Raw genomic sequence first — 21,168 nt, forward strand, 5'->3', positions numbered from 1 at the left:
GAACACGGAAGTTAAGCTCTCTAGCGCCGATGGTAGTTGGGACCTTGTCCCTGTGAGAGTAGGACGTCGCCAAGCAACTAAACACGAGTCAAATGACTCGTGTTTTTTCGTGTTTTCTTTTATAATCCATAGTAATTAAAAAAATGTGCTTAAATAATTACTATTTTGATTAAATGCAGGGGAATGTGGCTAGGATAGTGAATAAGCAAAAGAGTTGCAAATTTTATTAATACGTATATAATTAAAGTCAAAGATAGTCAAAGTCAATAAAGGTGGCGGATAAATGAGAAATATATCTGATATCATTGAGCAATATCTAAAGCAAGTTATTGACTTAAGTAATAATAATGTGATTGAAATCAAAAGAAATGAGATTGCGGATCGATTCGAGTGCGTACCATCTCAAATCAATTATGTAATCAATACCCGTTTTACATTAGAAAGAGGATTTGTAGTAGAAAGTAAACGTGGTGGAGGAGGTTACATTCGCATTATAAAAGTCAAACTGCATGATGATATAGACATTATTGATCAAATGCTTCATATGATTGATCATAGCGTTGCACAAGGGAATGCAGAGAGTATGATTATACGTTTATTAGAAGAGGGAATCATAACAGGCCGTGAAGCAAAACTAATGTTAAGTGTACTAGATCGTTCTGTATTATCAATGGATATTCCTTCTCGAGATGAACTTAGGGCTCGAATATTATGCGCAATGTTAAGAACACTGAAATATAAATAAATACAGCTTTTGTAAAAGAATGATAATTAAGATAGGGCAGTTAAATATTGTAGAAGTTTTGAAAAAGAGCATGTACTTTTATCTAAATGGATTAAGGAAAGAGGACAATCTAGTAATGTATGAAAAGTATCATGAGGTAGATCGTTCCTGTTGTAAAGGTGGGGATATTGATGACTTGTCAAAACTGTAATATAAGACCAGCAACTTTACATTATACAAAAGTAATCAACGAGAAGAAGGCGGAAGTTCATCTTTGTGAGCAATGTGCGGAGCAAAGTGGCTATACGCCTTTCTTTCAATCATCACAGTCTAACTTTTCATTTCATGATGTATTTGCTGGTTTATTACACGGTGAATCAACAATGTTTGGAGAAGGAAAAAATGGGTTTTCAAATACAAATACAGTAAGATGTCCAGGTTGTAAGATGACATATGAACATTTTACAAAGGTGGGACGCTTTGGTTGTGCTTCTTGTTACGATACATTTAAAGGACACTTAAACCCATTGTTAAAGCGACTTCATGGTGGACATACAGAACATTGTGGAAAAATTCCGGAACGAATGGAAGGAAATATCCACTTAAAGAAAGAATTAGATGAACTAAAACTTATTCTGAAACAATATGTACAGAATGAGGAGTTTGAGAAAGCTGCTGAGGTAAGAGATGAAATTCGAGGGCTTGAAACTCAGCTTAGTGAGCATAGAGAGGGGGAGTAGTTCTATGTCACTGGACAAAATTATGAATGAAGCGATTAGTCCATGGATGAAGGGGGATGGCCCTGATTCTGATATTGTTTTAAGTAGTCGAATTCGTTTGGCTCGTAATTTTAAGCAATATCAATTTTCTACTATGCAAAACGAAGAGGAAGCTCAAAAGGTTCAAGAATTATTTAAAAAGAAATTTATAAATAAAGCGGTAGAGCCCTTTGGGAAGTTTGGACTATTAAAAATGAATGAATTAACGCCTCTTCAAAGGAGAGTTTTAGTCGAAAAGCATTTAATTAGTCCAAATCTAGCAGGGACTGAATATGGAGCATGTCTGTTATCAGAAAGCGAACACATTAGTGTGATGCTTAATGAGGAAGACCACATTAGGATTCAGTGCCTATTTCCAGGACTACAGTTATCAAAGGCGCTTCAAAGCGCCAATCAAATAGATAATTGGATTGAGAAAGAGGTTGAATATGCTTTTGATGAATCACTTGGATATATTACGAGTTGTCCTACTAACGTTGGTACAGGATTAAGAGCTTCTGTAATGATTCATTTACCAGGGCTGGTTTTAACAAAAAGAATTAGCCGTATTATACAAGTAATTCAAAAATTAGGTTTAGTAGTAAGAGGAATATACGGTGAAGGTAGCGAAGCGTTAGGTAATATATTTCAAGTATCAAATCAAATGACGCTAGGGAAATCCGAAGAAGATATTATTGCAGATTTAAAGAGTGTCATGCAGCAAATTATACAACAAGAAAAATTGGCCAGAGAATTAATTGTACAAAATTCGAGTATTGAGCTTGAAGATAAGGTTTATCGTTCTTACGGTATACTAGCAAATAGTCGTTTAATTCAATCTGCAGAAGCGGCAACTTGCTTATCGGATGTACGACTTGGTATTGATCTAGGATATATAAAAGGTATATCGAGAAATATTTTGACTGAGCTAATGGTTCTTACGCAACCAGGTATTTTACAACAATACGCAGGAGGACCTTTAGGACCAGAAGAAAGAGATTATCGAAGAGCAACCTTAATCCGTGAGCGATTACGTATTGAAAAAAACTAAGCGCAAGTAGGAGGCGATTTCTATGATGTTTGGAAGATTTACAGAAAGAGCACAGAAAGTATTAGCTTTATCTCAAGAGGAAGCAATTCGCATTGGGCATAATAATATTGGAACAGAACATATTTTACTTGGGCTTGTACGCGAAGGTGAAGGAATTGCAGCAAAAGCGTTAATTGCTCTTGGATTGAGCCCGGAGAAAGTGCAAAAAGAGGTAGAAGCGTTAATTGGACGTGGAACAGAAGCTTCTCAAACTGTACATTATACACCTCGTGCTAAAAAAGTTATTGAATTATCTATGGATGAAGCGCGTAAGCTAGGACATTCTTACGTTGGAACAGAACATATTTTACTTGGCTTAATCCGTGAAGGTGAAGGTGTAGCGGCACGTGTTTTAAATAATTTAGGCGTCAGCCTTAACAAAGCAAGACAACAAGTGTTACAACTTCTTGGAAGTAACGAGGCAAGTTCAGGTCACCAAGGTGGTTCATCGACAAATGCCAATACACCGACACTAGACAGTTTAGCGCGCGACTTAACAGTTGTTGCACGTGAGAATCGTTTGGATCCTGTTATTGGACGTAGTAAAGAAATTCAACGTGTAATTGAAGTGTTAAGCCGTAGAACAAAAAACAATCCAGTGTTAATTGGAGAGCCTGGTGTAGGTAAAACAGCAATTGCTGAAGGGTTAGCACAGCAAATCGTAAATAATGAAGTTCCTGAAACGTTAAGAGATAAGCGTGTTATGACACTAGATATGGGAACAGTGGTAGCTGGGACGAAATATCGTGGTGAGTTTGAAGATCGTTTAAAGAAAGTAATGGATGAAATACGTCAAGCAGGGAATATTATTCTATTTATTGATGAACTTCATACATTAATCGGTGCAGGTGGAGCAGAAGGTGCAATCGATGCATCAAATATTTTAAAACCATCTTTAGCACGCGGAGAATTACAATGTATTGGTGCGACAACTTTAGATGAGTATCGTAAATATATTGAAAAGGATGCAGCTTTAGAGAGACGTTTCCAGCCAATTCATGTTGATGAGCCGAGTCTAGAAGAATCAACTCAAATCTTGAAAGGTTTACGCGATCGTTATGAGGCCCATCACCGTGTGTCTATTACAGATGATGCAATTGATGCAGCTGTGAAACTTTCTGATCGTTATATTACGGATCGTTTCTTACCAGATAAAGCAATTGATTTAATTGATGAAGCTGCTTCAAAGGTTCGCTTACGTTCTTATACAACACCACCAAACTTAAAAGAGCTTGAAGTGAATCTTGAGGAAATTCGAAAAGAAAAAGATGCGGCTGTACAAAGTCAAGAGTTTGAAAAGGCTGCTTCCTTACGTGATATGGAACAACGCTTACGTGAGAAATTGGAAGATACAAAGCGTCAGTGGAAAGAACAACAAGGAAAAGAAAATTCAGAGGTTACGGTAGAAGATATTGCAAATGTCGTTTCTACATGGACACGTATCCCTGTTTCTAAACTTGCACAAACAGAGACTGATAAATTATTAAACTTAGAATCCATTCTTCATGATCGTGTCATCGGCCAGGATGAAGCGGTAGTGGCTGTAGCGAAAGCTGTTCGTCGTGCAAGAGCAGGACTGAAAGATCCGAAACGTCCAATTGGTTCATTTATTTTCTTAGGACCAACAGGTGTAGGTAAAACAGAATTAGCAAGAGCATTGGCAGAATCTATGTTCGGTGATGAGGATGCAATGATTCGCATTGATATGTCTGAGTATATGGAGAAACATTCAACTTCTCGCTTAGTTGGTTCTCCTCCAGGATATGTTGGGTATGAAGAAGGCGGACAATTAACAGAGAAGGTTCGTCGTAAGCCGTATTCAGTTGTCCTATTAGATGAAGTAGAGAAGGCGCATCCTGATGTATTTAATATTTTACTACAGGTATTGGAAGATGGTCGTTTAACTGATTCTAAAGGACGTACAGTTGACTTCCGTAATACGATTGTTATTATGACGTCTAACGTTGGTGCTGAGGCGTTAAAACGTAACAAACATCTTGGATTTAACGTACAAGATGAAAGCCGTGATTATTCGGATATGAAAGGTAAAGTAATGGATGAGCTGAAAAAGGCATTTCGTCCAGAATTCTTAAACCGTATTGATGAAATTATCGTATTCCATATGCTTGAGAAAAAACATATTCAAGAAATTGTGACTCTTATGGTAAATCAGTTAGTGAATCGCTTAAAAGAACAAGAAATTGAATTGCAATTAACAGAAGGGGCGATTGCAGCTATTGCTGATAAAGGGTTTGATCGTGAATATGGTGCTCGTCCACTACGTAGAGCAATTCAGAAGCATGTAGAAGATAGACTATCGGAAGAACTTTTAAAAGGTGCTATTGAGAAAGGACAAAAAGTTATCTTTGATGTAGAAGGGGAAACATTTGTCATTCATAGTGCTGAAAAGGTAAAATAAGTATAGACAAACTAAGAGGGCTACGAGATAGCCCTCTTTCTTGTACGAGAAGGTCAAATGTTTATAGATGAAAGCGAAGTGAAATATAAAAAGATATGGCTAAAAAGAAAACAAAATTCACATGTCAAGAGTGTGGTTATCAATCACCAAAATATATGGGTAAATGTCCAGGGTGTGGTCAATGGAATTCGCTTGTTGAAGAGATGGAACCCGTTGTATCATCCAGACGCCTAAATTATGCAAATGCAATTCAAACAGAAGTAACAAAACCAAGACGTCTTACAGAAGTAGAAACAAAGTCTGAGGCACGTATTGAAACAAAATTTCAGGAGTTTAACCGTGTACTAGGTGGCGGAATTGTAGATGGATCTTTAGTACTTATTGGTGGGGACCCTGGGATTGGAAAATCAACGTTATTATTACAGATTTCCTCGCAATTAGCAGATGCTTCATATGATGTATTGTATATATCAGGTGAGGAGTCAGCAAAGCAGATTAAACTTCGTGCAGATCGTTTACATGTAAATGGTAGTAATCTATTTGTTGTATCAGAGACAGATTTACAGCGTATTGCAGCACATATTGAAGAGATGAATCCTGCTTTTGTTGTTATTGATTCTATTCAAACGATACATTTACCTGAGGTGACATCAGCTCCTGGTAGCGTGGCGCAAGTACGTGAATGTACAGCAGAATTAATGAAACTTGCAAAAACAAAGGGAATCCCAATTTTCATCGTAGGACATGTGACAAAAGAAGGTGCAATTGCGGGGCCGCGTATGTTAGAACATATGGTCGATGCAGTTCTTTACTTTGAAGGAGATCGACACCATACATATCGTATTTTACGAGCTGTAAAGAATCGTTTTGGTTCTACGAATGAAATGGGTATCTTTGAAATGAAAGAACTTGGCCTTGCAGAAGTCTTAAATCCTTCTGAAATTTTCCTTGAGGAAAGACCAGTTGGAGTTGCAGGTTCAACAGTAGTTGCCTCAATGGAAGGAACAAGACCAGTTTTAGTAGAAATACAGGCATTAATTTCCCCTACTAGTTTTGGAAATCCTCGAAGAATGGCGACAGGAATTGATCATAATCGTGTCTCGCTTATTATGGCGGTACTAGAGAAAAGAACAGGTTTACTATTACAAAATCAAGATGCGTATTTAAAAGTAGCTGGTGGTTTGAAATTAGATGAACCGGCAATTGATTTAGCTGTTGCCTTAAGTATAGCTTCAAGTTTTAGAGATAAATCTACGGCACCAACTGATGCGGTAATAGGAGAAGTTGGATTAACTGGAGAAATAAGAAGAGTATCAAGAATCGAACAACGTGTACAAGAAGCAGCTAAATTAGGATTTCAACGTGCTATCATTCCTAGAAAAAATTTAGGGGGGTGGACAATTCCAGAGGGGATTGAGGTTGTAGGTGTTTCTAATTTAGGAGAAGCGCTTCGTTTGACATTAGGAGGCTAGGCTATGGAAGAAAATAAGCAACGTGTCAAAAGTATAATTAATATTTTACAGCTCGTGGCCCCGGGAACACCACTGCGCGAAGGGATAGATAATGTACTTCGTGCACAAACAGGGGGACTAATTGTTCTTGGGTATAATGAGCAGATTAAAAGCATTGTTGATGGTGGTTTTCATATTAATTGCGCATTCTCTCCTGCTAGTTTATATGAATTAGCAAAAATGGATGGAGCACTTATTTTAAATGAAACTGGAAGTAAAATTTTAATTGCAAACGCACAGTTAGTTCCGGATTCATCTATTGATTCTATTGAAACAGGTATGCGTCACCGAACAGCAGAGCGTGTAGCAAAGCAGACGGGCAGCCTTGTTGTGGCCATTTCACAAAGACGTAATGTAATTACGCTATATCAAGGGAACTTACGTTATACACTAAAAGATATAGGTGTCATTTTAACGAAGGCAAATCAAGCAATTCAAACGCTAGAAAAATATAAGGCTGTATGGAATGACGGCATTACGAATTTGGGTATTCTAGAATTTGAAGAGGTCGTTACAATGTCCGAGGTGGTTCACGTTTTACATAGTGTTGAAATGGTGCTGCGTATAAAAAATGAAATATTGAGCTATATTCATGAGCTAGGAACAGAAGGTAGGTTAATTCGTTTACAGCTTACAGAATTACTAGCTGATTTAGAGGCAGAGGCAGCATTGTTAATTAAAGATTATCACCAGGAGAAAACACAAGACCATCATCAAATCTTGAAAAAGTTACAAGATCTTGCAAATACACAACTTTTAGAGGATAGTGATTTAGTTAAATTACTTGGGTATCCAGGACAAACAAGTTTAGAAGAAAGTGTGACACCTAGAGGGTACCGAATCACAAGCAAGATTTCTCGTGTTCCGCCACTTATTATCGAGAATTTAATTAATCGATTTAAAACATTGCAAGGTGTTTGCCGAGCAACTATTAATGAATTGGATGATGTGGAAGGAATTGGAGAAGTGAGAGCGAAGAAAATACGAGAAGGTCTAAAAAGAATTCAAGAGCATCTCTATATGAGTAGACACAATTAAGAATATTACATTGATTCTATAATATAACGACACTAGAACATTTTTGGTATATGATATGATATATTGGTAAATAAAACTATTTACAAAAAAACACGTCCGCTTTTGCATTCGGCGTTTTGATTAGCGAAACAATGGTTAATAATGAGTAGGAGGTGGTTGGATGTTAAAACGGATTGTACAGCTCTTCTTTTTAGTGATCGGGGGAGCGTTAGGGATTTACTTAATCCCAAAAATTATTAATGTATTAGATATCGGTGCGGTTCCTTTGTTGGAAGGATCGTATGTTCGTGCAATTATTGGTGCAATTATTTTATTTTTAACAACATTTTGGCTTGTAGATTATATTGTTCAACTTATTAAGCATATTGAAGAGGCTCTTGTAAAGGCGCCTGTAGCAGATGTTTTATTTGGTACATTAGGATTAATCTCTGGTCTTATTGTTGCATATTTAATTTTGATACCAATTCGTGAATTTACAATTCCAGTTATTAGTACGGTGTTGCAAGTGTTCTTCACCCTTTTACTTGGATATTTAGGATTCCAAGTAGGGTTTAAAAAGAGGAATGAATTGCTAGGATTATTTACATTACCCCAACGCGGAGGTAAGAAGAAAAACAATAGTGAGAATGAAGAGGTAGAGGTCGAAGCAGAAAAATCTACGACTCATTGGAAAATTCTTGATACGAGTGTAATTATTGACGGACGTATTGCAGATATTTGCCAAACAAAGTTTTTAGAAGGAACAATTGTCATTCCGCAATTCGTATTAGAAGAGCTTCAGCATATTGCCGATTCTTCAGATGCTTTAAAGCGTAATCGTGGCCGCAGAGGGCTAGACATTTTAAATCGTATTCAAAAGGAGATGCCAATTCCGGTAGAAATTTATGAAGGCGATTTCGATGATATCCAAGAAGTAGATAGCAAGCTTGTAAAGTTGGCAAAAATCACTGGTGGAACTGTAGTAACAAACGATTTCAATTTAAACAAAGTTTCTGAATTACAAGGGGTTACGGTGTTAAACATTAATGATTTAGCTAATGCGATTAAACCAGTCGTACTCCCTGGTGAAGAATTAAGTGTTTATGTTGTGAAAGATGGTAAAGAACAGAATCAAGGTGTTGCATACTTAGATGATGGTACGATGATTGTAGTAGAAGATGGTAGAGAGTATGTGGGTTCACAACTTGATGTACTTGTTACTAGCGTATTACAAACATCGGCTGGTCGTATGATTTTCGCAAAACGTAAATTGCTAGAAAAAGCATTATAAGTAGAGGATTATTAATATGTATACATTAATTATTCCGGCAGCGGGCCAAGGGAAACGAATGGGTGCTGGTAAAAATAAGTTATTTTTACTTATAGATGAAGTACCAATTATTGTGCACACATTGCGTGCTTTTGAAAAAGATAAAGCGTGCAAAAGTATTATTATGGCAATTAACGAAGAAGAACGCCCGTATTTTGAAGAGTTGATGCAGAAGTACCAGATTGAAAAGCAGGTACAATTTATTCAGGGTGGAGCCGAAAGACAAGATAGCGTATATAACGCACTTCAGTATGCGAGTGGTGTCGAATATGTTCTTGTTCATGACGGGGCGCGCCCGTTCGTAACGAATAAAGTGATTCGCGATGTATTAACTGCAGCAGAAAAATATGGAGCTTCCATTTGTGCAGTGCCAGTAAAAGATACTGTTAAGAAAGTAGAGCAGGGTGTTGTTGTAGAAACGGTAGAGCGGTCTCAACTTAACGCTGTACAAACACCACAAGGATTCTCTGTTTCTCTTTTGCTAGAAGCTCATAGAAGCGCAAAGCAAAGTTGTTTTCTTGGCACAGATGATGCAAGTCTCGTAGAACGCGTTGGGAAGCAAGTTGGTGTAGTGGAGGGGAGTTACTATAATATTAAAGTGACGACTCCGGAAGATCTACTAATTGCTGAAAGTTTCCTTCGTGTTCAGAAGAAATAACGTTGATGATGTGTTAATAAAGAAAAGCTCGGCAACAGCCGGGCTTTTCTTTATAAGGATAGCGATATAATATAGAGTCATAAAGCTCAGTAGTTTAGCTTAAGGAGGAAGTAAGGATGTTTCGAATTGGACAAGGTTTTGATGTACATGAATTTGCGGAAGGGCGTCCGTTGATTATCGGTGGAATTACAATTCCACACGAGAAAGGATTAATTGGTCATTCAGATGCAGATGTATTGTTACATACGATTGCTGATGCATGTTTAGGTGCGATTGCAGCAGGAGATATCGGAAAGCATTTTCCTGATACAGACCCAGCTTTTAAAGATGCAGATTCAGCTGTATTGTTACAAAAAGTTTGGGAATTTGTGCGTGAACAAGGTTACGAGTTAGGAAATTTAGATTGTACAATTATTGCTCAAAAACCAAAAATGGCACCACATATTGAGAGCATGCGTAAGCGCATTAGTGAACTGTTAGAAACGTCTATCAATAACATTAATGTAAAGGCAACAACAACAGAAAAATTAGGATTTACAGGTAGAGAAGAAGGGATTGCTTCTCAAGCGGTTGTTTTATTACAGAAAAAATAATGGTTTTTAATTCGTAAGATGGATAATCACATTTTTTTGGTGTACAATTATAGAATGTGTTGACATTAAGAATGGAAGGTGTACCAATTATGGAAAAGCAAGTGAGAGTGCGCTACGCGCCAAGTCCAACAGGACACTTACATATCGGAAATGCGCGTACGGCATTATTTAATTATTTATTTGCTCGTCATTTAGATGGCAAATTTATTATTCGTATTGAAGATACTGATGTAAAACGTAACGTGGCTGGTGGAGAAGAAAGCCAATTAAAATACTTGAAATGGCTCGGTATGGACTGGGATGAAGGTGTTGATGTTGGTGGTGAATTTGGACCATATCGCCAAACAGAGCGTTTAGATATTTATAAAAAATTATATGAAGATTTATTAGAGCGTGGTCTAGCTTATAAATGTTATATGACAGAAGAAGAGCTAGAAGCAGAGCGTGAAGGACAAATCGCTCGCGGTGAAACACCTCGTTACGCAGGTAACCACCGTGAATTAACTGAAGAACAAGTGAAAGAATTTGAAGCTGAGGGACGTATTCCAAGTATTCGTTTCCGTGTACCAGCTGATCGTGACTACACATTCAAAGATATTGTAAAAGATGAAGTTGCGTTCCATTCAAATGATTTCGGTGATTTTGTTATTGTGAAAAAAGATGGAATTCCAACTTATAACTTTGCAGTAGCAGTAGATGATCATCTAATGGAAATTACACATGTACTTCGTGGTGATGATCATATTTCAAATACACCGAAACAAATGATGATTTATGAAGCTTTCGGCTGGGATATTCCACAATTCGGTCATATGACTCTAATTGTTAATGAAAGTCGTAAAAAGTTAAGTAAGCGTGATGAATCTATTATTCAATTTATTGAGCAATATAAAGAGCTTGGGTATCTTCCAGAAGCAATCTTTAACTTTATTGCACTACTAGGTTGGTCTCCGGTAGGAGAAGAAGAAATCTTCTCTAAAGATGAGTTTATCAAAATGTTCGATGCAGCTCGTTTATCAAAATCACCTGCATTATTTGATTCTCAAAAACTAAAATGGATGAACAACCAGTATATGAAAAAGCAAGATTTAGATACGGTTGTAGAGTTAAGCTTACCGCATTTAGTGAAAGCTGGACGTGTGGGAGAAACTTTAAGCGAACAAGACCAAGCTTGGATTCGTGATGTAATTGCTTTATACCATGAACAAATGAGTTTTGGAGCTGAAATTGTAGAGCTTTCTGAAATGTTCTTTAAAGATCATGTTGATTATGAAGAAGAAGGACAAGAAGTATTAAATGGTGAACAAGTACCTGAAGTACTTCGTGCATTTGCTGGTCAAATAGAAGCTCTAGAAGCAATGGAGCCAGCAGCAATTAAGGCAGCGATTAAAGCAGTTCAAAAGGAAACAGGACATAAAGGTAAAAATTTATTTATGCCAATCCGTGTTGCAACTACAGGACAAACGCATGGTCCAGAGCTTCCGAATGCTATTGCACTTCTTGGAAAAGAAAAAGTTTTAAATCGTCTTCAAAAAGTAATTGGTTAACATTTTCTAGGTTTAGAAATATAATAAGTATACCTAAAACCTAATAAGGAAAAGCGACGAGAAGGAGAAGTAGAAAATCAGGCTTTTTACAGAGAGAACCACCTTTAGGCTGGGAGTGGTTTATAAGCGGATTTTTGAAATGCCCCTTCGAGTCTTCTGCTGAACAGCGAATTGCTTCGTGGGATGTCTTAGGCCGCAAAGTAAGCAGAAGCGGTGTACACCGTTATCATGGATGAGTTTGAGGCTTTTTTAAGCCTAAACAGAGTGGAACCGCGCTTAAAAGGCGTCTCTGTCAATATGACAGAGACGCCTTTTTTTTATACCGTGTAAATAGGTATGAATATAGAATTTATCTCCTTATATAAAGAATTAGGGGAGAAGTGATGAGTTAGGGGAGTTAGTTCGTTCGACAAAAAAGCAGCCCATAAAGGGGAGGGAACACCGATGTTTAAGAGGCTTCGGGAAGATATTGAAGTCGTTTTTGAACAGGATCCAGCGGCAAGAGGTTATTTCGAAGTCATTTTAACTTACTCTGGATTACATGCAGTTTGGGCCCATCGAATTGCACATGCTTTTTATAAAAGAAATTTTTTCTTTCTTGCACGTTTTGTTTCACAAGTGAGCCGCTTTTTTACTGGCATTGAGATCCATCCAGGAGCAACTATTGGTCGACGCTTTTTTATAGATCATGGAATGGGAGTTGTAATTGGAGAAACTTGTGAAATTGGTGATAATGTAACGATTTATCAAGGGGTTACATTAGGTGGTACAGGAAAAGAAAAAGGGAAGAGGCACCCAACAATTCAGGATAATGTATTAATTGCGACGGGTGCTAAAGTTCTTGGGTCTATTACTGTGGGAGAGAATTCTAAAATCGGAGCAGGGTCTGTCGTATTAAAAGAAGTTCCTGCACATTCTACAGTTGTAGGTATACCTGGCCGTGTCGTTATTCAAAATGGAGTAAAGATTGGTCAAGAATTAAATCACTCTGACCTTCCAGATCCGATTTTTGATAAATTAAAGGCTATGGAAGTAGAACTTGATAAATTGAAGAAACAATTGGAATTAAAGGTAGAAAGGAAGGATAAAAATGACTATTCACATTTATAATACGTTAACACGTCAAAAAGAAGAGTTTGTTCCATTAGAAGAAAATAAGGTAAAGATGTATGTATGCGGACCTACAGTTTATAACTACATTCATATTGGGAATGCAAGACCTCCTATGGTATTCGATACAGTGCGTCGTTATTTAGAATACAAAGGATACGATGTGCAATATGTATCTAACTTTACGGACGTAGATGATAAATTAATTAAAGCGGCAAATGAATTAGGTGAAGATGTACCAACGATTGCTGATCGTTTTGTTGAAGCGTACTTTGAAGATGTAACAGCACTAGGTTGCAAACACGCAACAGTTCATCCTCGTGTAACAGAAAATATGGATATCATTATTGAATTTATTCAAGAACTTGTGAATAAAGGGTATGCATATGAATCAGAGGGTGATGTGTACTTTAAGACGAAGGAATTCGAAGGTTACGGTAAATTATCACATCAACCAATCGCAGATTTACGTCACGGTGCTCGTATTGAGGTAGGGGAAAAGAAACAAGACCCTCTTGATTTTGCTTTATGGAAAGCTGCGAAAGAAGGAGAAATCTTCTGGGAAAGCCCTTGGGGGCAAGGACGTCCAGGATGGCATATTGAATGCTCAGCAATGGCGCGTAAGTACTTAGGGGATACAATTGACATTCATGCTGGTGGGCAAGACTTGGCGTTCCCGCATCATGAAAATGAAATTGCGCAGTCAGAGGCATTGACTGGAAAAACGTTTGCACGTTACTGGATGCATAATGGATATATTAATATTAACAATGAGAAGATGTCTAAATCGCTGGGTAACTTTATTTTAGTTCACGATATTATTAAGCAATACGACCCGCAGTTAATTAGATTCTTTATGTTATCAGTACACTATCGTCACCCGATTAACTTTAGTGAAGAGTTATTACAAAGTACGAATAATGGACTGGAAAGAATTAAAACAGCTTATGGAAACTTAAAGCATCGTATGGAGAGTAGTACGGATTTAACGGACCATAATGAGAAATGGTTAGCTGAAATAGAGAAATTCCAGACTGCATTTGAAGAGGCAATGAATGATGACTTTAACACTGCAAATGCAATTACCGAATTATACAACGTAGCAAATCATGCAAATCAATATTTACTTGAAGAGCATACATCTAAAGTTGTGATTGAAGCATACGTAAAACAACTGGAAACGTTATTTGATATTTTAGGATTAGAATTATCAAAAGAAGAATTACTGGATGAAGAAATTGAAGAGCTTATCCAAAAGCGCATTGAAGCTCGTAAAAATCGCGATTTCGCATTGTCTGATCAAATTCGTGACGATTTAAAAGAACGTAATATTATTTTAGAAGATACCGCTCAAGGTACAAGATGGAAAAGAGGATAAGGATGATTGATGCAAAGCAATTAAACAGCTTGGCGTTAGCGTATATGGGTGATGCGGTATATGAACAATATATCCGCTATCACCTCCTTCAAAAAGGAAAAGTTCGCCCTAATCAATTACATCGCTTAGGGACGAGCTTTGTTTCAGCAAAAGCACAGGCGAAAGTTGTTTATCATTTATTAGAGACGGCATTTTTGACAGAGGAAGAAGAGGCGGTATTAAGAAGAGGGCGTAATGCAAATTCAGGTACAGTTCCGAAAAATACGGATGTACAAACATATCGACATAGTACAGCCTTTGAAGCACTAATTGGTTATCATCATTTATTAAATAATCGTGAAAGATTAGACGAAATTGTATATAAGGCAATTGCAGTTTTAGAAGAAAAGGAAGGGGGCACATCATCATGACTAGTGAATATATTATCGGACGTAACCCTGTAATTGAAGCGTTAAGATCAGGGAGAGATATTAATAAAATTTGGATCGCAGAAGGTGCTGCCAAAGGACAAGTACAAATTGTACTAGCGTTAGCGAAAGAAAATAAGATTATTTTACAACATGCACCAAAGAAAAAGTTAGATCAATTAGTTGAGGGTAATCATCAAGGTGTAATTGCTCAAGTAGCTGCATATCAGTATGCAGAGTTAGAAGATTTATTCAAAGTGGCAGAAAAACGTAATGAAGATCCGTTCTTCTTGATTTTAGATGAGATTGAAGATCCGCATAACCTAGGTTCTATTATGCGTACTGCTGATGCAACAGGAGCTCATGGAATTATTATTCCGAAGAGAAGAGCTGTGGGACTTACCGCATCAGTTGCGAAAGCATCAACAGGAGCGATTGAATACATTCCTGTTGCGCGCGTAACAAACTTATCTCGTACAATTGATGAATTAAAAGAGCGTGGACTTTGGATTGCTGGTACAGATGCCAAAGGGAAAACGGATTACCGTAATTTAGATGGTACAATGCCGATTGGATTAGTAATTGGTAGTGAAGGAAAAGGTATGAGTCGTATTATTGGTGAAAAGTGTGATTTCTTAATCACTCTACCGATGGTTGGTAAAGTTACATCCTTAAATGCTTCAGTAGCCGCAAGTTTGTTAATGTATGAGGTATATCGTAAACGTCACGAAATTGGTAAATAAAAAATGAACGATATTTTAATCGTTGACGGCTACAACATTATCGGAGCTTGGGGAGATTTGAAGAAACTGCGGGATGTAGATTTACAATCATCAAGAGATGCGCTTATTGATAAGATGGCGGATTATCAAGGTTATACAGGCACAAAAGTGATGATAGTCTTTGATGCCTATACAGTCCATGGTATTGAAAAAAAGATGAAACAATCTCGTGTAGAAGTAATATTCACACGAAAGAATCAAACTGCAGACGAAAAGATAGAGCAACTTGCGATAGAGCTTAGAAATATAAATACACAAATATATGTTGCAACTTCTGATTATACAGAACAATGGGTTATATTTGCGCAAGGTGCCCTTCGAAAATCTGCGCGTGAATTAGAGTTGGAAGTACAAGCGATGGAACAACAAGTAAGAAGGCGTACAAAAGACGCGAAAGAACAGCAGCCCGCCATGCGAAAGATATTTAGTAAGGATATTACAGAAAAATTAGAAAAATTAAGAAGAGGAGAGCGTTGAAGCATTGACGCTCTTTATCTTTTTACTGTATAATATTGCTAAATAAATAGCGGTCGGAGGGATCAAGGTGGAAGCAGGCTTCGTAAGTATAGGCGACGTTACATTTCGTGATTTAGAGGATGAGGCAATCGTTGAGTTAGTTCGAAAAGGTAATACTGACGCTCTAGAATATTTAATTCACAAGTATAAGAACTTTGTTCGTGCGAAATCAAGATCTTACTTTTTAGTGGGTGCCGATCGAGAAGACATTGTTCAAGAAGGTATGATAGGGTTGTTTAAAGCAATTCGTGATTATAAAGAGGACAAGCTGTCTTCATTCAAAGCATTTGCTGAACTATGTATCACTCGACAAATTATTACCGCTATTAAAACGGCAACAAGACAAAAACATATTCCTTTAAATTCGTATGTGTCTTTAGATAAGCCGATTTACGATGAGGAATCTGATCGAACGTTATTGGATGTTATTTCTGAAGCGAAGGTGACTGATCCTGAAGAGATGATCATTAGCCAGGAAGAATATACAGACATAGAATCAAAAATATCTGAATTATTAAGCGATTTAGAAAGAAAAGTGCTTTCTTTATATTTAGATGGTCGTTCTTATCAAGAGATTTCAGAACAGTTAAACAGGCATGTGAAATCTATTGATAACGCTTTACAAAGAGTAAAGAGGAAATTGGAACGATATATGGAAATGAGAGAAAGTACAACTTTAAATTCATAAGAAGTAACAAGTGCTGCAGGTGTAAAATAAATCACCTGTTTTCTTTTGTAGAGAGTACAAAATGCATGTCATTGACATTGTCTTTTATTGTATGATACATTTTTAGGGACATAATGTTACAAGGTTGGTGTAACTAATGAGGAAAAAAGTTGTACTCTCATGTGAAGAGTGTAAAAATCGAAACTACTCTACTATGAAAGATACGAGCTCAATAGAGCGACTTGAAATAAAAAAGTTTTGTAAAACATGCAATCAGCATACAGTTCACAAGGAAACAAAATAAATAATTGAAATAATACACTGGAGGTCCCGCAGATGCGTTTAACGAACTTTTTCGGCGATGTAGGTCGCGAAATGAAAAAAGTAAGTTGGCCTAAAAAAGATGAATTACTCCGCTCAACAGCGACTGTTGTTGCTACAGTTGTGTTCTTTGCGATTTTCTTCGCAGTAGTTGATATGGGCATTTCTTCTTTAATTCGGTTAATTCTTGGTTAATTCTTGAATAAGAAGCACTTATCCATGATATAATGTTATTTATAAGAACTGTGTAAAAGCCCGGTGAACGGGTTTTTTCATTTGCGCAAAAAAATGTACGTCAGGGAGGGAAGGACGCTCGTCCTAAATGAATGGAAAAAAGTTGGTATGTTGTCCATACTTATTCTGGATATGAAAATAAAGTAAAAGCAAACCTAGAGAAACGTGTAGAATCAATGGGTATGCAAGATAAAATTTTCCGTGTTGTTGTCCCGGAAGAAGTAGAAGTAGAAATGAAAAACGGAAAAGAAAAATTAATGAAAAGAAAAGTGTTCCCAGGTTATGTATTAGTAGAATTAATCATGACTGATGACTCTTGGTATGTTGTACGTAACACGCCGGGTGTAACTGGGTTCGTTGGTTCTTCTGGTTCTGGATCTAAACCATCACCTCTATTAGAAGAGGAAGTTGTTACCATTATGAAACATATGGGAATGGACAACGAAGTGGTTGATTTCGACTTTGAACTTCATGAGACAGTACGTGTAAATGAGGGGCCATTCGCAGATTATACAGGTGCTATTGAAGAAATTGATGTGGAGAAGAAAAAGGTTAGCGTGCTTGTGGACATGTTTGGTCGCGAGACTCCAGTTGAACTTGACTTCCATCAAATTGAAAAATTATAAAATGAAACTTGAAATGAATTGTAAAAAGTGATAATATCTTTTAAGTCAGTACGTCTTCGTTATCGGAGACGTTTTTTGAAAGATTTTATCCTTACAGATAAAATATGACGTGGGAGGGCAAATCACTGTCCAATTGACCACATCACGGACTTAAGGAGGTGTGTCTCGTGGCTAAAAAGGTAATTAAAATGGTAAAGCTTCAAATTCCTGCAGGTAAAGCTAACCCAGCTCCACCAGTTGGTCCAGCATTAGGACAAGCAGGTGTTAACATCATGGGCTTCTGTAAAGAGTTTAACGCTCGTACAGCAGATCAAGCTGGTCTTATCATCCCTGTTGAAATTACGGTATTTGAGGACCGTTCATTCACTTTCATTACTAAAACTCCTCCTGCTGCTGTTCTTCTTAAGAAAGTAGCTGGTATTGAGTCTGGTTCTGGTGAACCAAACCGTAATAAAGTGGCAACTGTTAAGCGTGATAAAGTACGCGAAATCGCTGAAACTAAAATGCCTGACCTAAACGCTGCTAGCGTAGAAGCTGCAATGCGTATGGTTGAAGGTACTGCACGCAGTATGGGCATCGTTATCGAAGACTAATTCGATTTGTTTTTAAAAAAGGTTGCGGGTCTGGAATTCCAATTCGCAACCTTTATTATCGTAAATGATTATCGTTTTTAAATAAATGGATGGCGCTCATCCTCAGGTTATACCTGAAAACAGGCGTAAACGTGGGAGGTTATTCCGCTAAAACCACATTCGAGGAGGAAATAAAAATGGCTAAAAGAGGTAAAAAGTACGTAGAAGCTGCAAAGCTTGTTGATCGTGCAGCTGCTTACTCTGCAACAGAAGCAGTAGAATTAGTAAAGAAAACAAACACAGCTAAATTTGATGCAACTGTAGAAGCTGCATTCCGTTTAGGTGTTGACCCTAAGAAAGCTGACCAACAAATCCGTGGTGCAGTTGTTCTTCCACACGGTACTGGTAAAGTACAGCGTGTATTAGTATTTGCTAAAGGTGAAAAAGCTAAAGAAGCTGAAGCTGCTGGAGCTGACTTCGTAGGCGATACTGATTACATCGGTAAAATCCAACAAGGTTGGTTCGATTTCGATGTAGTAGTAGCAACTCCTGACATGATGGGTGAAGTTGGTAAACTTGGTCGCGTATTAGGACCTAAAGGTTTAATGCCAAACCCTAAAACTGGAACAGTTACTTTCGATGTAACTAAAGCTGTTAACGAAATCAAAGCTGGTAAAGTTGAATACCGCGTTGATAAAGCTGGTAACATCCACGTTCCAATCGGTAAAGTATCTTTCGAAGATGCTAAATTAGTAGAAAACTTCAAAACAATTGCTGACACTTTACAAAAAGTTAAGCCAGCTGCTGCAAAAGGTACTTACATGAAGAACGTAACAGTTGCTTCTACAATGGGACCTGGCGTACGTGTAGACGTTTCTACATTAGCGTAAATTTTGGAAGTTGACTTCATAAAGAAGTTTTAATATAATCATTTATGTTGTGAATTTAATTAGTGTACCGTAGACAGTAGGTGTCAATAGACTTAATTTCCTACCTAGGTGTTAATATACGAAGCGGAATCTTTTTTCTGTGACTATATGCCTCCATGTCTACAAGTTGGGCATGGAGGTTTTTAGTGCACTTTCGGTACATCTTCTATATAATCTACAGGAGGTGTAATAACATGAGCAAAGTAATCGAAACTAAACAACAAGTTGTAACTGAAATCGCGGACAAACTTCGCGCTAGTAAATCTACAATCGTTGTTGACTACCGTGGTTTAACAGTTTCTGAAGCAACAGAATTACGTAAGCAATTACGTGAAGCTGGCGTTGAGTTCAAAGTTTACAAAAACTCTCTAACTCGTCGTGCTGCAGAATCTGCTGAAATGGCTGAGTTAAATGAATTCTTAACAGGACCAAACGCAATCGCGTTCAGTAACGAGGATGTAGTTGCTCCTGCGAAAGTATTAAACGACTTCGCTAAAGATCATGAAGCTTTAGAAATTAAAGCGGGCGTAATCGAAGGTAAACTTGTAACACTTGATGAGGTTAAAGCAATCGCTACTCTTCCATCACGTGAAGGCTTACTTTCTATGCTTCTTAGCGTTCTTCAAGCTCCAATCCGTAACCTTGCACTTGCTACTAAAGCAGTTGCAGACCAAAAGGAAGAGCAAGGCGCTTAATTTTTTAAAAGATAATTACGTATTATCGATAAAACAATACAAACCTATTTAAGGGAGGATATTTACAATGACTAAAGAACAAATCATTGAAGCAGTTAAATCTATGACTGTATTAGAACTTAACGACTTAGTAAAAGCTATCGAGGAAGAATTCGGCGTAACTGCTGCTGCTCCTGTAGCTGTTGCTGGTGGCGCTGGAGAAGCTGCTGCTGAGAAAACTGAATTTGATGTGGAACTAACTAGCGCTGGTGCACAAAAAATCAAAGTTATCAAAGTTGTTCGTGAAATCACTGGTCTTGGCTTAAAAGAAGCTAAAGAATTAGTTGACAACACTCCAAAAGTAATCAAAGAAGCTGCTGCTAAAGAAGAAGCTGAAGAAATCAAAGCTAAACTTGAAGAAGTTGGCGCTGCTGTAGAAGTTAAGTAATTAACTTTTGATGCTTTAAAAAAAGCTCGCTCTCATGCGAGCTTTTTTTTTAACTGTAAAGAAAAGAGGTGGCCATATGGCAGACCATTATTTTTCTAACGACCCTTCTAGTAAAAGTGATCGTAAGCGATGGGAGTTTGCCCTTCGTGGATCTCGATTCACTTTCTTATCTGACCATGGGGTGTTCTCGAAAAACGAAGTGGACTTTGGTTCCCGTCTTTTAATTGAAGCGTTTCAAATGCCAGATATTAAAGGTGATATATTAGACGTAGGTTGCGGATACGGTCCTATTGGTTTGTCGTTAGCGAAAGAGTTTCAAGGTCGTGAAGTTCACATGGTGGATGTGAACGAGAGGGCACTTGGGCTTGCGAAAGAAAACGCCGCTAATAACAAAATCGAGAATATACGTATTTTTCAAAGTAGCGTCTATGAAAATGTAGATGGTAAGTATGCTGCTATTCTATCTAACCCTCCAATTCGTGCGGGTAAAGATATCGTACATGAGATTTTAGAAAAAGCTGTGGAGTATTTAGTTCCAGATGGAGAGCTTTGGATTGTTATTCAAAAGAAACAAGGTGCACCGTCTGCGCTAAAAAAACTAGAAGAAGTATTTTCTGAAGTTGAGGTTGTAGAAAAGAAAAAAGGATATTATATCATAAAATCAAAAAAACGTTGACGGTTATTTTTGGCTATGTTAACATTATACAATGCCAATATATGATTTTCTGCGTTGAGAAAGATGTATATTTTTGTTTCTCTTGGAAAAGATAGTAAAATCAGCAGATTATGAAACAGAATGATGGTTTTCTTATAGAAGCCATTTTTCTTTTTTGAGCAGGTAGAAAGACTCAACGTAT

The 21,168-nt window shown here is 37.4% G+C and carries 24 protein-coding genes and 2 other annotated features; all 24 genes read left to right on the top strand.

Features of this window, described 5'->3' with window-relative positions; translation table 11 throughout:
* Window positions 1-283: 283 nt before the first annotated feature.
* Window positions 284-745, top strand: coding sequence for a transcriptional regulator CtsR (gene ctsR / locus HFD78_RS26300; protein ID WP_001244565.1), 462 nt, complete (start codon window positions 284-286; stop codon window positions 743-745).
* Window positions 746-915: 170 nt separating this feature from the next.
* Window positions 916-1,464 (top strand): protein-arginine kinase activator protein McsA, encoded by a 549-nt coding sequence (gene mcsA, locus HFD78_RS26305; protein ID WP_097814229.1) that lies wholly within the window; start codon window positions 916-918, stop codon window positions 1,462-1,464.
* 4 nt (window positions 1,465-1,468) lie between these two features.
* Window positions 1,469-2,533: a protein-arginine kinase McsB gene (mcsB, locus tag HFD78_RS26310; protein ID WP_000050842.1), complete on the top strand. Its 1,065-nt coding sequence runs from the start codon at window positions 1,469-1,471 to the stop codon at window positions 2,531-2,533.
* A gap of 22 nt (window positions 2,534-2,555) precedes the next feature.
* Window positions 2,556-4,991 carry an ATP-dependent protease ATP-binding subunit ClpC gene (gene clpC / locus HFD78_RS26315; RefSeq protein WP_000971187.1) on the top strand — a complete coding sequence of 812 codons (2,436 nt, stop codon included), beginning with the start codon at window positions 2,556-2,558 and terminating at the stop codon, window positions 4,989-4,991.
* Window positions 4,992-5,086: 95 nt separating this feature from the next.
* A complete protein-coding gene (gene radA, locus HFD78_RS26320; RefSeq protein ID WP_001085202.1) occupies window positions 5,087-6,463 on the top strand; it encodes a DNA repair protein RadA in 1,377 nt (458 codons plus the stop codon).
* A gap of 3 nt (window positions 6,464-6,466) precedes the next feature.
* Window positions 6,467-7,540 carry a DNA integrity scanning diadenylate cyclase DisA gene (gene disA, locus HFD78_RS26325; protein ID WP_000392158.1) on the top strand — a complete coding sequence of 358 codons (1,074 nt, stop codon included), beginning with the start codon at window positions 6,467-6,469 and terminating at the stop codon, window positions 7,538-7,540.
* A gap of 160 nt (window positions 7,541-7,700) precedes the next feature.
* Entirely contained in the window at window positions 7,701-8,810 is a 1,110-nt protein-coding gene (locus HFD78_RS26330) for a PIN/TRAM domain-containing protein (protein WP_000919677.1), read from the top strand.
* A gap of 16 nt (window positions 8,811-8,826) precedes the next feature.
* Window positions 8,827-9,507: a 2-C-methyl-D-erythritol 4-phosphate cytidylyltransferase gene (gene ispD, locus HFD78_RS26335; RefSeq protein ID WP_000288286.1), complete on the top strand. Its 681-nt coding sequence runs from the start codon at window positions 8,827-8,829 to the stop codon at window positions 9,505-9,507.
* 116 nt (window positions 9,508-9,623) lie between these two features.
* On the top strand, window positions 9,624-10,100 hold the full coding sequence (gene ispF / locus HFD78_RS26340; RefSeq protein WP_000488388.1) for a 2-C-methyl-D-erythritol 2,4-cyclodiphosphate synthase: 477 nt from the start codon (window positions 9,624-9,626) through the stop codon (window positions 10,098-10,100).
* 89 nt (window positions 10,101-10,189) lie between these two features.
* On the top strand, window positions 10,190-11,647 hold the full coding sequence (gltX, locus tag HFD78_RS26345; protein ID WP_000415143.1) for a glutamate--tRNA ligase: 1,458 nt from the start codon (window positions 10,190-10,192) through the stop codon (window positions 11,645-11,647).
* A gap of 47 nt (window positions 11,648-11,694) precedes the next feature.
* Window positions 11,695-11,941 (top strand) — a binding site (T-box leader).
* Window positions 11,942-12,091: 150 nt separating this feature from the next.
* Entirely contained in the window at window positions 12,092-12,757 is a 666-nt protein-coding gene (gene cysE / locus HFD78_RS26350) for a serine O-acetyltransferase (protein WP_000476497.1), read from the top strand.
* The gene (cysS, locus tag HFD78_RS26355) at window positions 12,738-14,135 is read left to right on the top strand and encodes a cysteine--tRNA ligase (RefSeq protein ID WP_000152276.1); all 1,398 of its coding nucleotides are present in this window, start codon (window positions 12,738-12,740) and stop codon (window positions 14,133-14,135) included. Before cysE ends, cysS begins: the two co-directional genes overlap by 20 nt.
* A 2-nt stretch (window positions 14,136-14,137) precedes the next feature.
* A complete protein-coding gene (locus HFD78_RS26360) occupies window positions 14,138-14,545 on the top strand; it encodes a Mini-ribonuclease 3 (RefSeq protein WP_000564261.1) in 408 nt (135 codons plus the stop codon).
* Window positions 14,542-15,285, top strand: coding sequence for a 23S rRNA (guanosine(2251)-2'-O)-methyltransferase RlmB (gene rlmB / locus HFD78_RS26365; protein WP_000200237.1), 744 nt, complete (start codon window positions 14,542-14,544; stop codon window positions 15,283-15,285). Before HFD78_RS26360 ends, rlmB begins: the two co-directional genes overlap by 4 nt.
* A 3-nt stretch (window positions 15,286-15,288) precedes the next feature.
* Window positions 15,289-15,801, top strand: coding sequence for an NYN domain-containing protein (locus tag HFD78_RS26370; protein WP_000997880.1), 513 nt, complete (start codon window positions 15,289-15,291; stop codon window positions 15,799-15,801).
* A gap of 67 nt (window positions 15,802-15,868) precedes the next feature.
* The gene (locus HFD78_RS26375) at window positions 15,869-16,528 is read left to right on the top strand and encodes an RNA polymerase factor sigma-70 (protein WP_000387193.1); all 660 of its coding nucleotides are present in this window, start codon (window positions 15,869-15,871) and stop codon (window positions 16,526-16,528) included.
* A 136-nt stretch (window positions 16,529-16,664) separates the two neighbouring features.
* Entirely contained in the window at window positions 16,665-16,811 is a 147-nt protein-coding gene (gene rpmG / locus HFD78_RS26380; protein ID WP_014481927.1) for a 50S ribosomal protein L33, read from the top strand.
* Between the two features lie 32 nt (window positions 16,812-16,843).
* The gene (secE, locus tag HFD78_RS26385) at window positions 16,844-17,023 is read left to right on the top strand and encodes a preprotein translocase subunit SecE (RefSeq protein WP_001241323.1); all 180 of its coding nucleotides are present in this window, start codon (window positions 16,844-16,846) and stop codon (window positions 17,021-17,023) included.
* 131 nt (window positions 17,024-17,154) lie between these two features.
* Window positions 17,155-17,688, top strand: coding sequence for a transcription termination/antitermination protein NusG (gene nusG, locus HFD78_RS26390; protein WP_000415794.1), 534 nt, complete (start codon window positions 17,155-17,157; stop codon window positions 17,686-17,688).
* A 167-nt stretch (window positions 17,689-17,855) separates the two neighbouring features.
* The gene (gene rplK / locus HFD78_RS26395) at window positions 17,856-18,281 is read left to right on the top strand and encodes a 50S ribosomal protein L11 (RefSeq protein ID WP_001085872.1); all 426 of its coding nucleotides are present in this window, start codon (window positions 17,856-17,858) and stop codon (window positions 18,279-18,281) included.
* A 176-nt stretch (window positions 18,282-18,457) separates the two neighbouring features.
* The gene (gene rplA, locus HFD78_RS26400) at window positions 18,458-19,150 is read left to right on the top strand and encodes a 50S ribosomal protein L1 (protein WP_001987630.1); all 693 of its coding nucleotides are present in this window, start codon (window positions 18,458-18,460) and stop codon (window positions 19,148-19,150) included.
* Between the two features lie 49 nt (window positions 19,151-19,199).
* Window positions 19,200-19,344: a sequence feature (ribosomal protein L10 leader region), on the top strand.
* A gap of 39 nt (window positions 19,345-19,383) precedes the next feature.
* Window positions 19,384-19,884, top strand: coding sequence for a 50S ribosomal protein L10 (gene rplJ, locus HFD78_RS26405; protein ID WP_000048716.1), 501 nt, complete (start codon window positions 19,384-19,386; stop codon window positions 19,882-19,884).
* Between the two features lie 67 nt (window positions 19,885-19,951).
* Window positions 19,952-20,311 carry a 50S ribosomal protein L7/L12 gene (gene rplL, locus HFD78_RS26410; RefSeq protein WP_000159736.1) on the top strand — a complete coding sequence of 120 codons (360 nt, stop codon included), beginning with the start codon at window positions 19,952-19,954 and terminating at the stop codon, window positions 20,309-20,311.
* Between the two features lie 76 nt (window positions 20,312-20,387).
* Complete coding sequence (locus HFD78_RS26415) at window positions 20,388-20,987, top strand: class I SAM-dependent methyltransferase (protein WP_000763262.1); 600 nt, start codon at window positions 20,388-20,390, stop codon at window positions 20,985-20,987.
* The last annotated feature ends 181 nt before the right edge of the window (window positions 20,988-21,168 follow it).

The organism is Bacillus sp. EKM501B (genome assembly GCF_011800505.1).
In the GTDB taxonomy this organism is placed as follows: Bacteria; Bacillota; Bacilli; order Bacillales; family Bacillaceae_G; genus Bacillus_A; species Bacillus_A cereus.

What these genes read in the sequence shown, in the direction of transcription:
- rlmB (WP_000200237.1), top strand. Translation starts at nt 14,542, where the DNA reads ATGACTAGTGAATATATTATCGGACGTAACCCTGTAATTGAAGCGTTA.
- cysS (WP_000152276.1), top strand. Translation starts at nt 12,738, where the DNA reads ATGACTATTCACATTTATAATACGTTAACACGTCAAAAAGAAGAGTTT.
- rpmG (WP_014481927.1), top strand. Translation starts at nt 16,665, where the DNA reads ATGAGGAAAAAAGTTGTACTCTCATGTGAAGAGTGTAAAAATCGAAAC.
- rplL (WP_000159736.1), top strand. Translation starts at nt 19,952, where the DNA reads ATGACTAAAGAACAAATCATTGAAGCAGTTAAATCTATGACTGTATTA.
- ispD (WP_000288286.1), top strand. Translation starts at nt 8,827, where the DNA reads ATGTATACATTAATTATTCCGGCAGCGGGCCAAGGGAAACGAATGGGT.
- HFD78_RS26415 (WP_000763262.1), top strand. Translation starts at nt 20,388, where the DNA reads ATGGCAGACCATTATTTTTCTAACGACCCTTCTAGTAAAAGTGATCGT.
- ispF (WP_000488388.1), top strand. Translation starts at nt 9,624, where the DNA reads ATGTTTCGAATTGGACAAGGTTTTGATGTACATGAATTTGCGGAAGGG.
- ctsR (WP_001244565.1), top strand. Translation starts at nt 284, where the DNA reads ATGAGAAATATATCTGATATCATTGAGCAATATCTAAAGCAAGTTATT.
- gltX (WP_000415143.1), top strand. Translation starts at nt 10,190, where the DNA reads ATGGAAAAGCAAGTGAGAGTGCGCTACGCGCCAAGTCCAACAGGACAC.
- HFD78_RS26360 (WP_000564261.1), top strand. Translation starts at nt 14,138, where the DNA reads ATGATTGATGCAAAGCAATTAAACAGCTTGGCGTTAGCGTATATGGGT.
- mcsB (WP_000050842.1), top strand. Translation starts at nt 1,469, where the DNA reads ATGTCACTGGACAAAATTATGAATGAAGCGATTAGTCCATGGATGAAG.
- secE (WP_001241323.1), top strand. Translation starts at nt 16,844, where the DNA reads ATGCGTTTAACGAACTTTTTCGGCGATGTAGGTCGCGAAATGAAAAAA.
- cysE (WP_000476497.1), top strand. Translation starts at nt 12,092, where the DNA reads ATGTTTAAGAGGCTTCGGGAAGATATTGAAGTCGTTTTTGAACAGGAT.
- rplA (WP_001987630.1), top strand. Translation starts at nt 18,458, where the DNA reads ATGGCTAAAAGAGGTAAAAAGTACGTAGAAGCTGCAAAGCTTGTTGAT.
- disA (WP_000392158.1), top strand. Translation starts at nt 6,467, where the DNA reads ATGGAAGAAAATAAGCAACGTGTCAAAAGTATAATTAATATTTTACAG.
- radA (WP_001085202.1), top strand. Translation starts at nt 5,087, where the DNA reads ATGGCTAAAAAGAAAACAAAATTCACATGTCAAGAGTGTGGTTATCAA.
- mcsA (WP_097814229.1), top strand. Translation starts at nt 916, where the DNA reads ATGACTTGTCAAAACTGTAATATAAGACCAGCAACTTTACATTATACA.
- rplJ (WP_000048716.1), top strand. Translation starts at nt 19,384, where the DNA reads ATGAGCAAAGTAATCGAAACTAAACAACAAGTTGTAACTGAAATCGCG.
- nusG (WP_000415794.1), top strand. Translation starts at nt 17,155, where the DNA reads ATGGAAAAAAGTTGGTATGTTGTCCATACTTATTCTGGATATGAAAAT.
- HFD78_RS26370 (WP_000997880.1), top strand. Translation starts at nt 15,289, where the DNA reads ATGAACGATATTTTAATCGTTGACGGCTACAACATTATCGGAGCTTGG.
- HFD78_RS26330 (WP_000919677.1), top strand. Translation starts at nt 7,701, where the DNA reads ATGTTAAAACGGATTGTACAGCTCTTCTTTTTAGTGATCGGGGGAGCG.
- clpC (WP_000971187.1), top strand. Translation starts at nt 2,556, where the DNA reads ATGATGTTTGGAAGATTTACAGAAAGAGCACAGAAAGTATTAGCTTTA.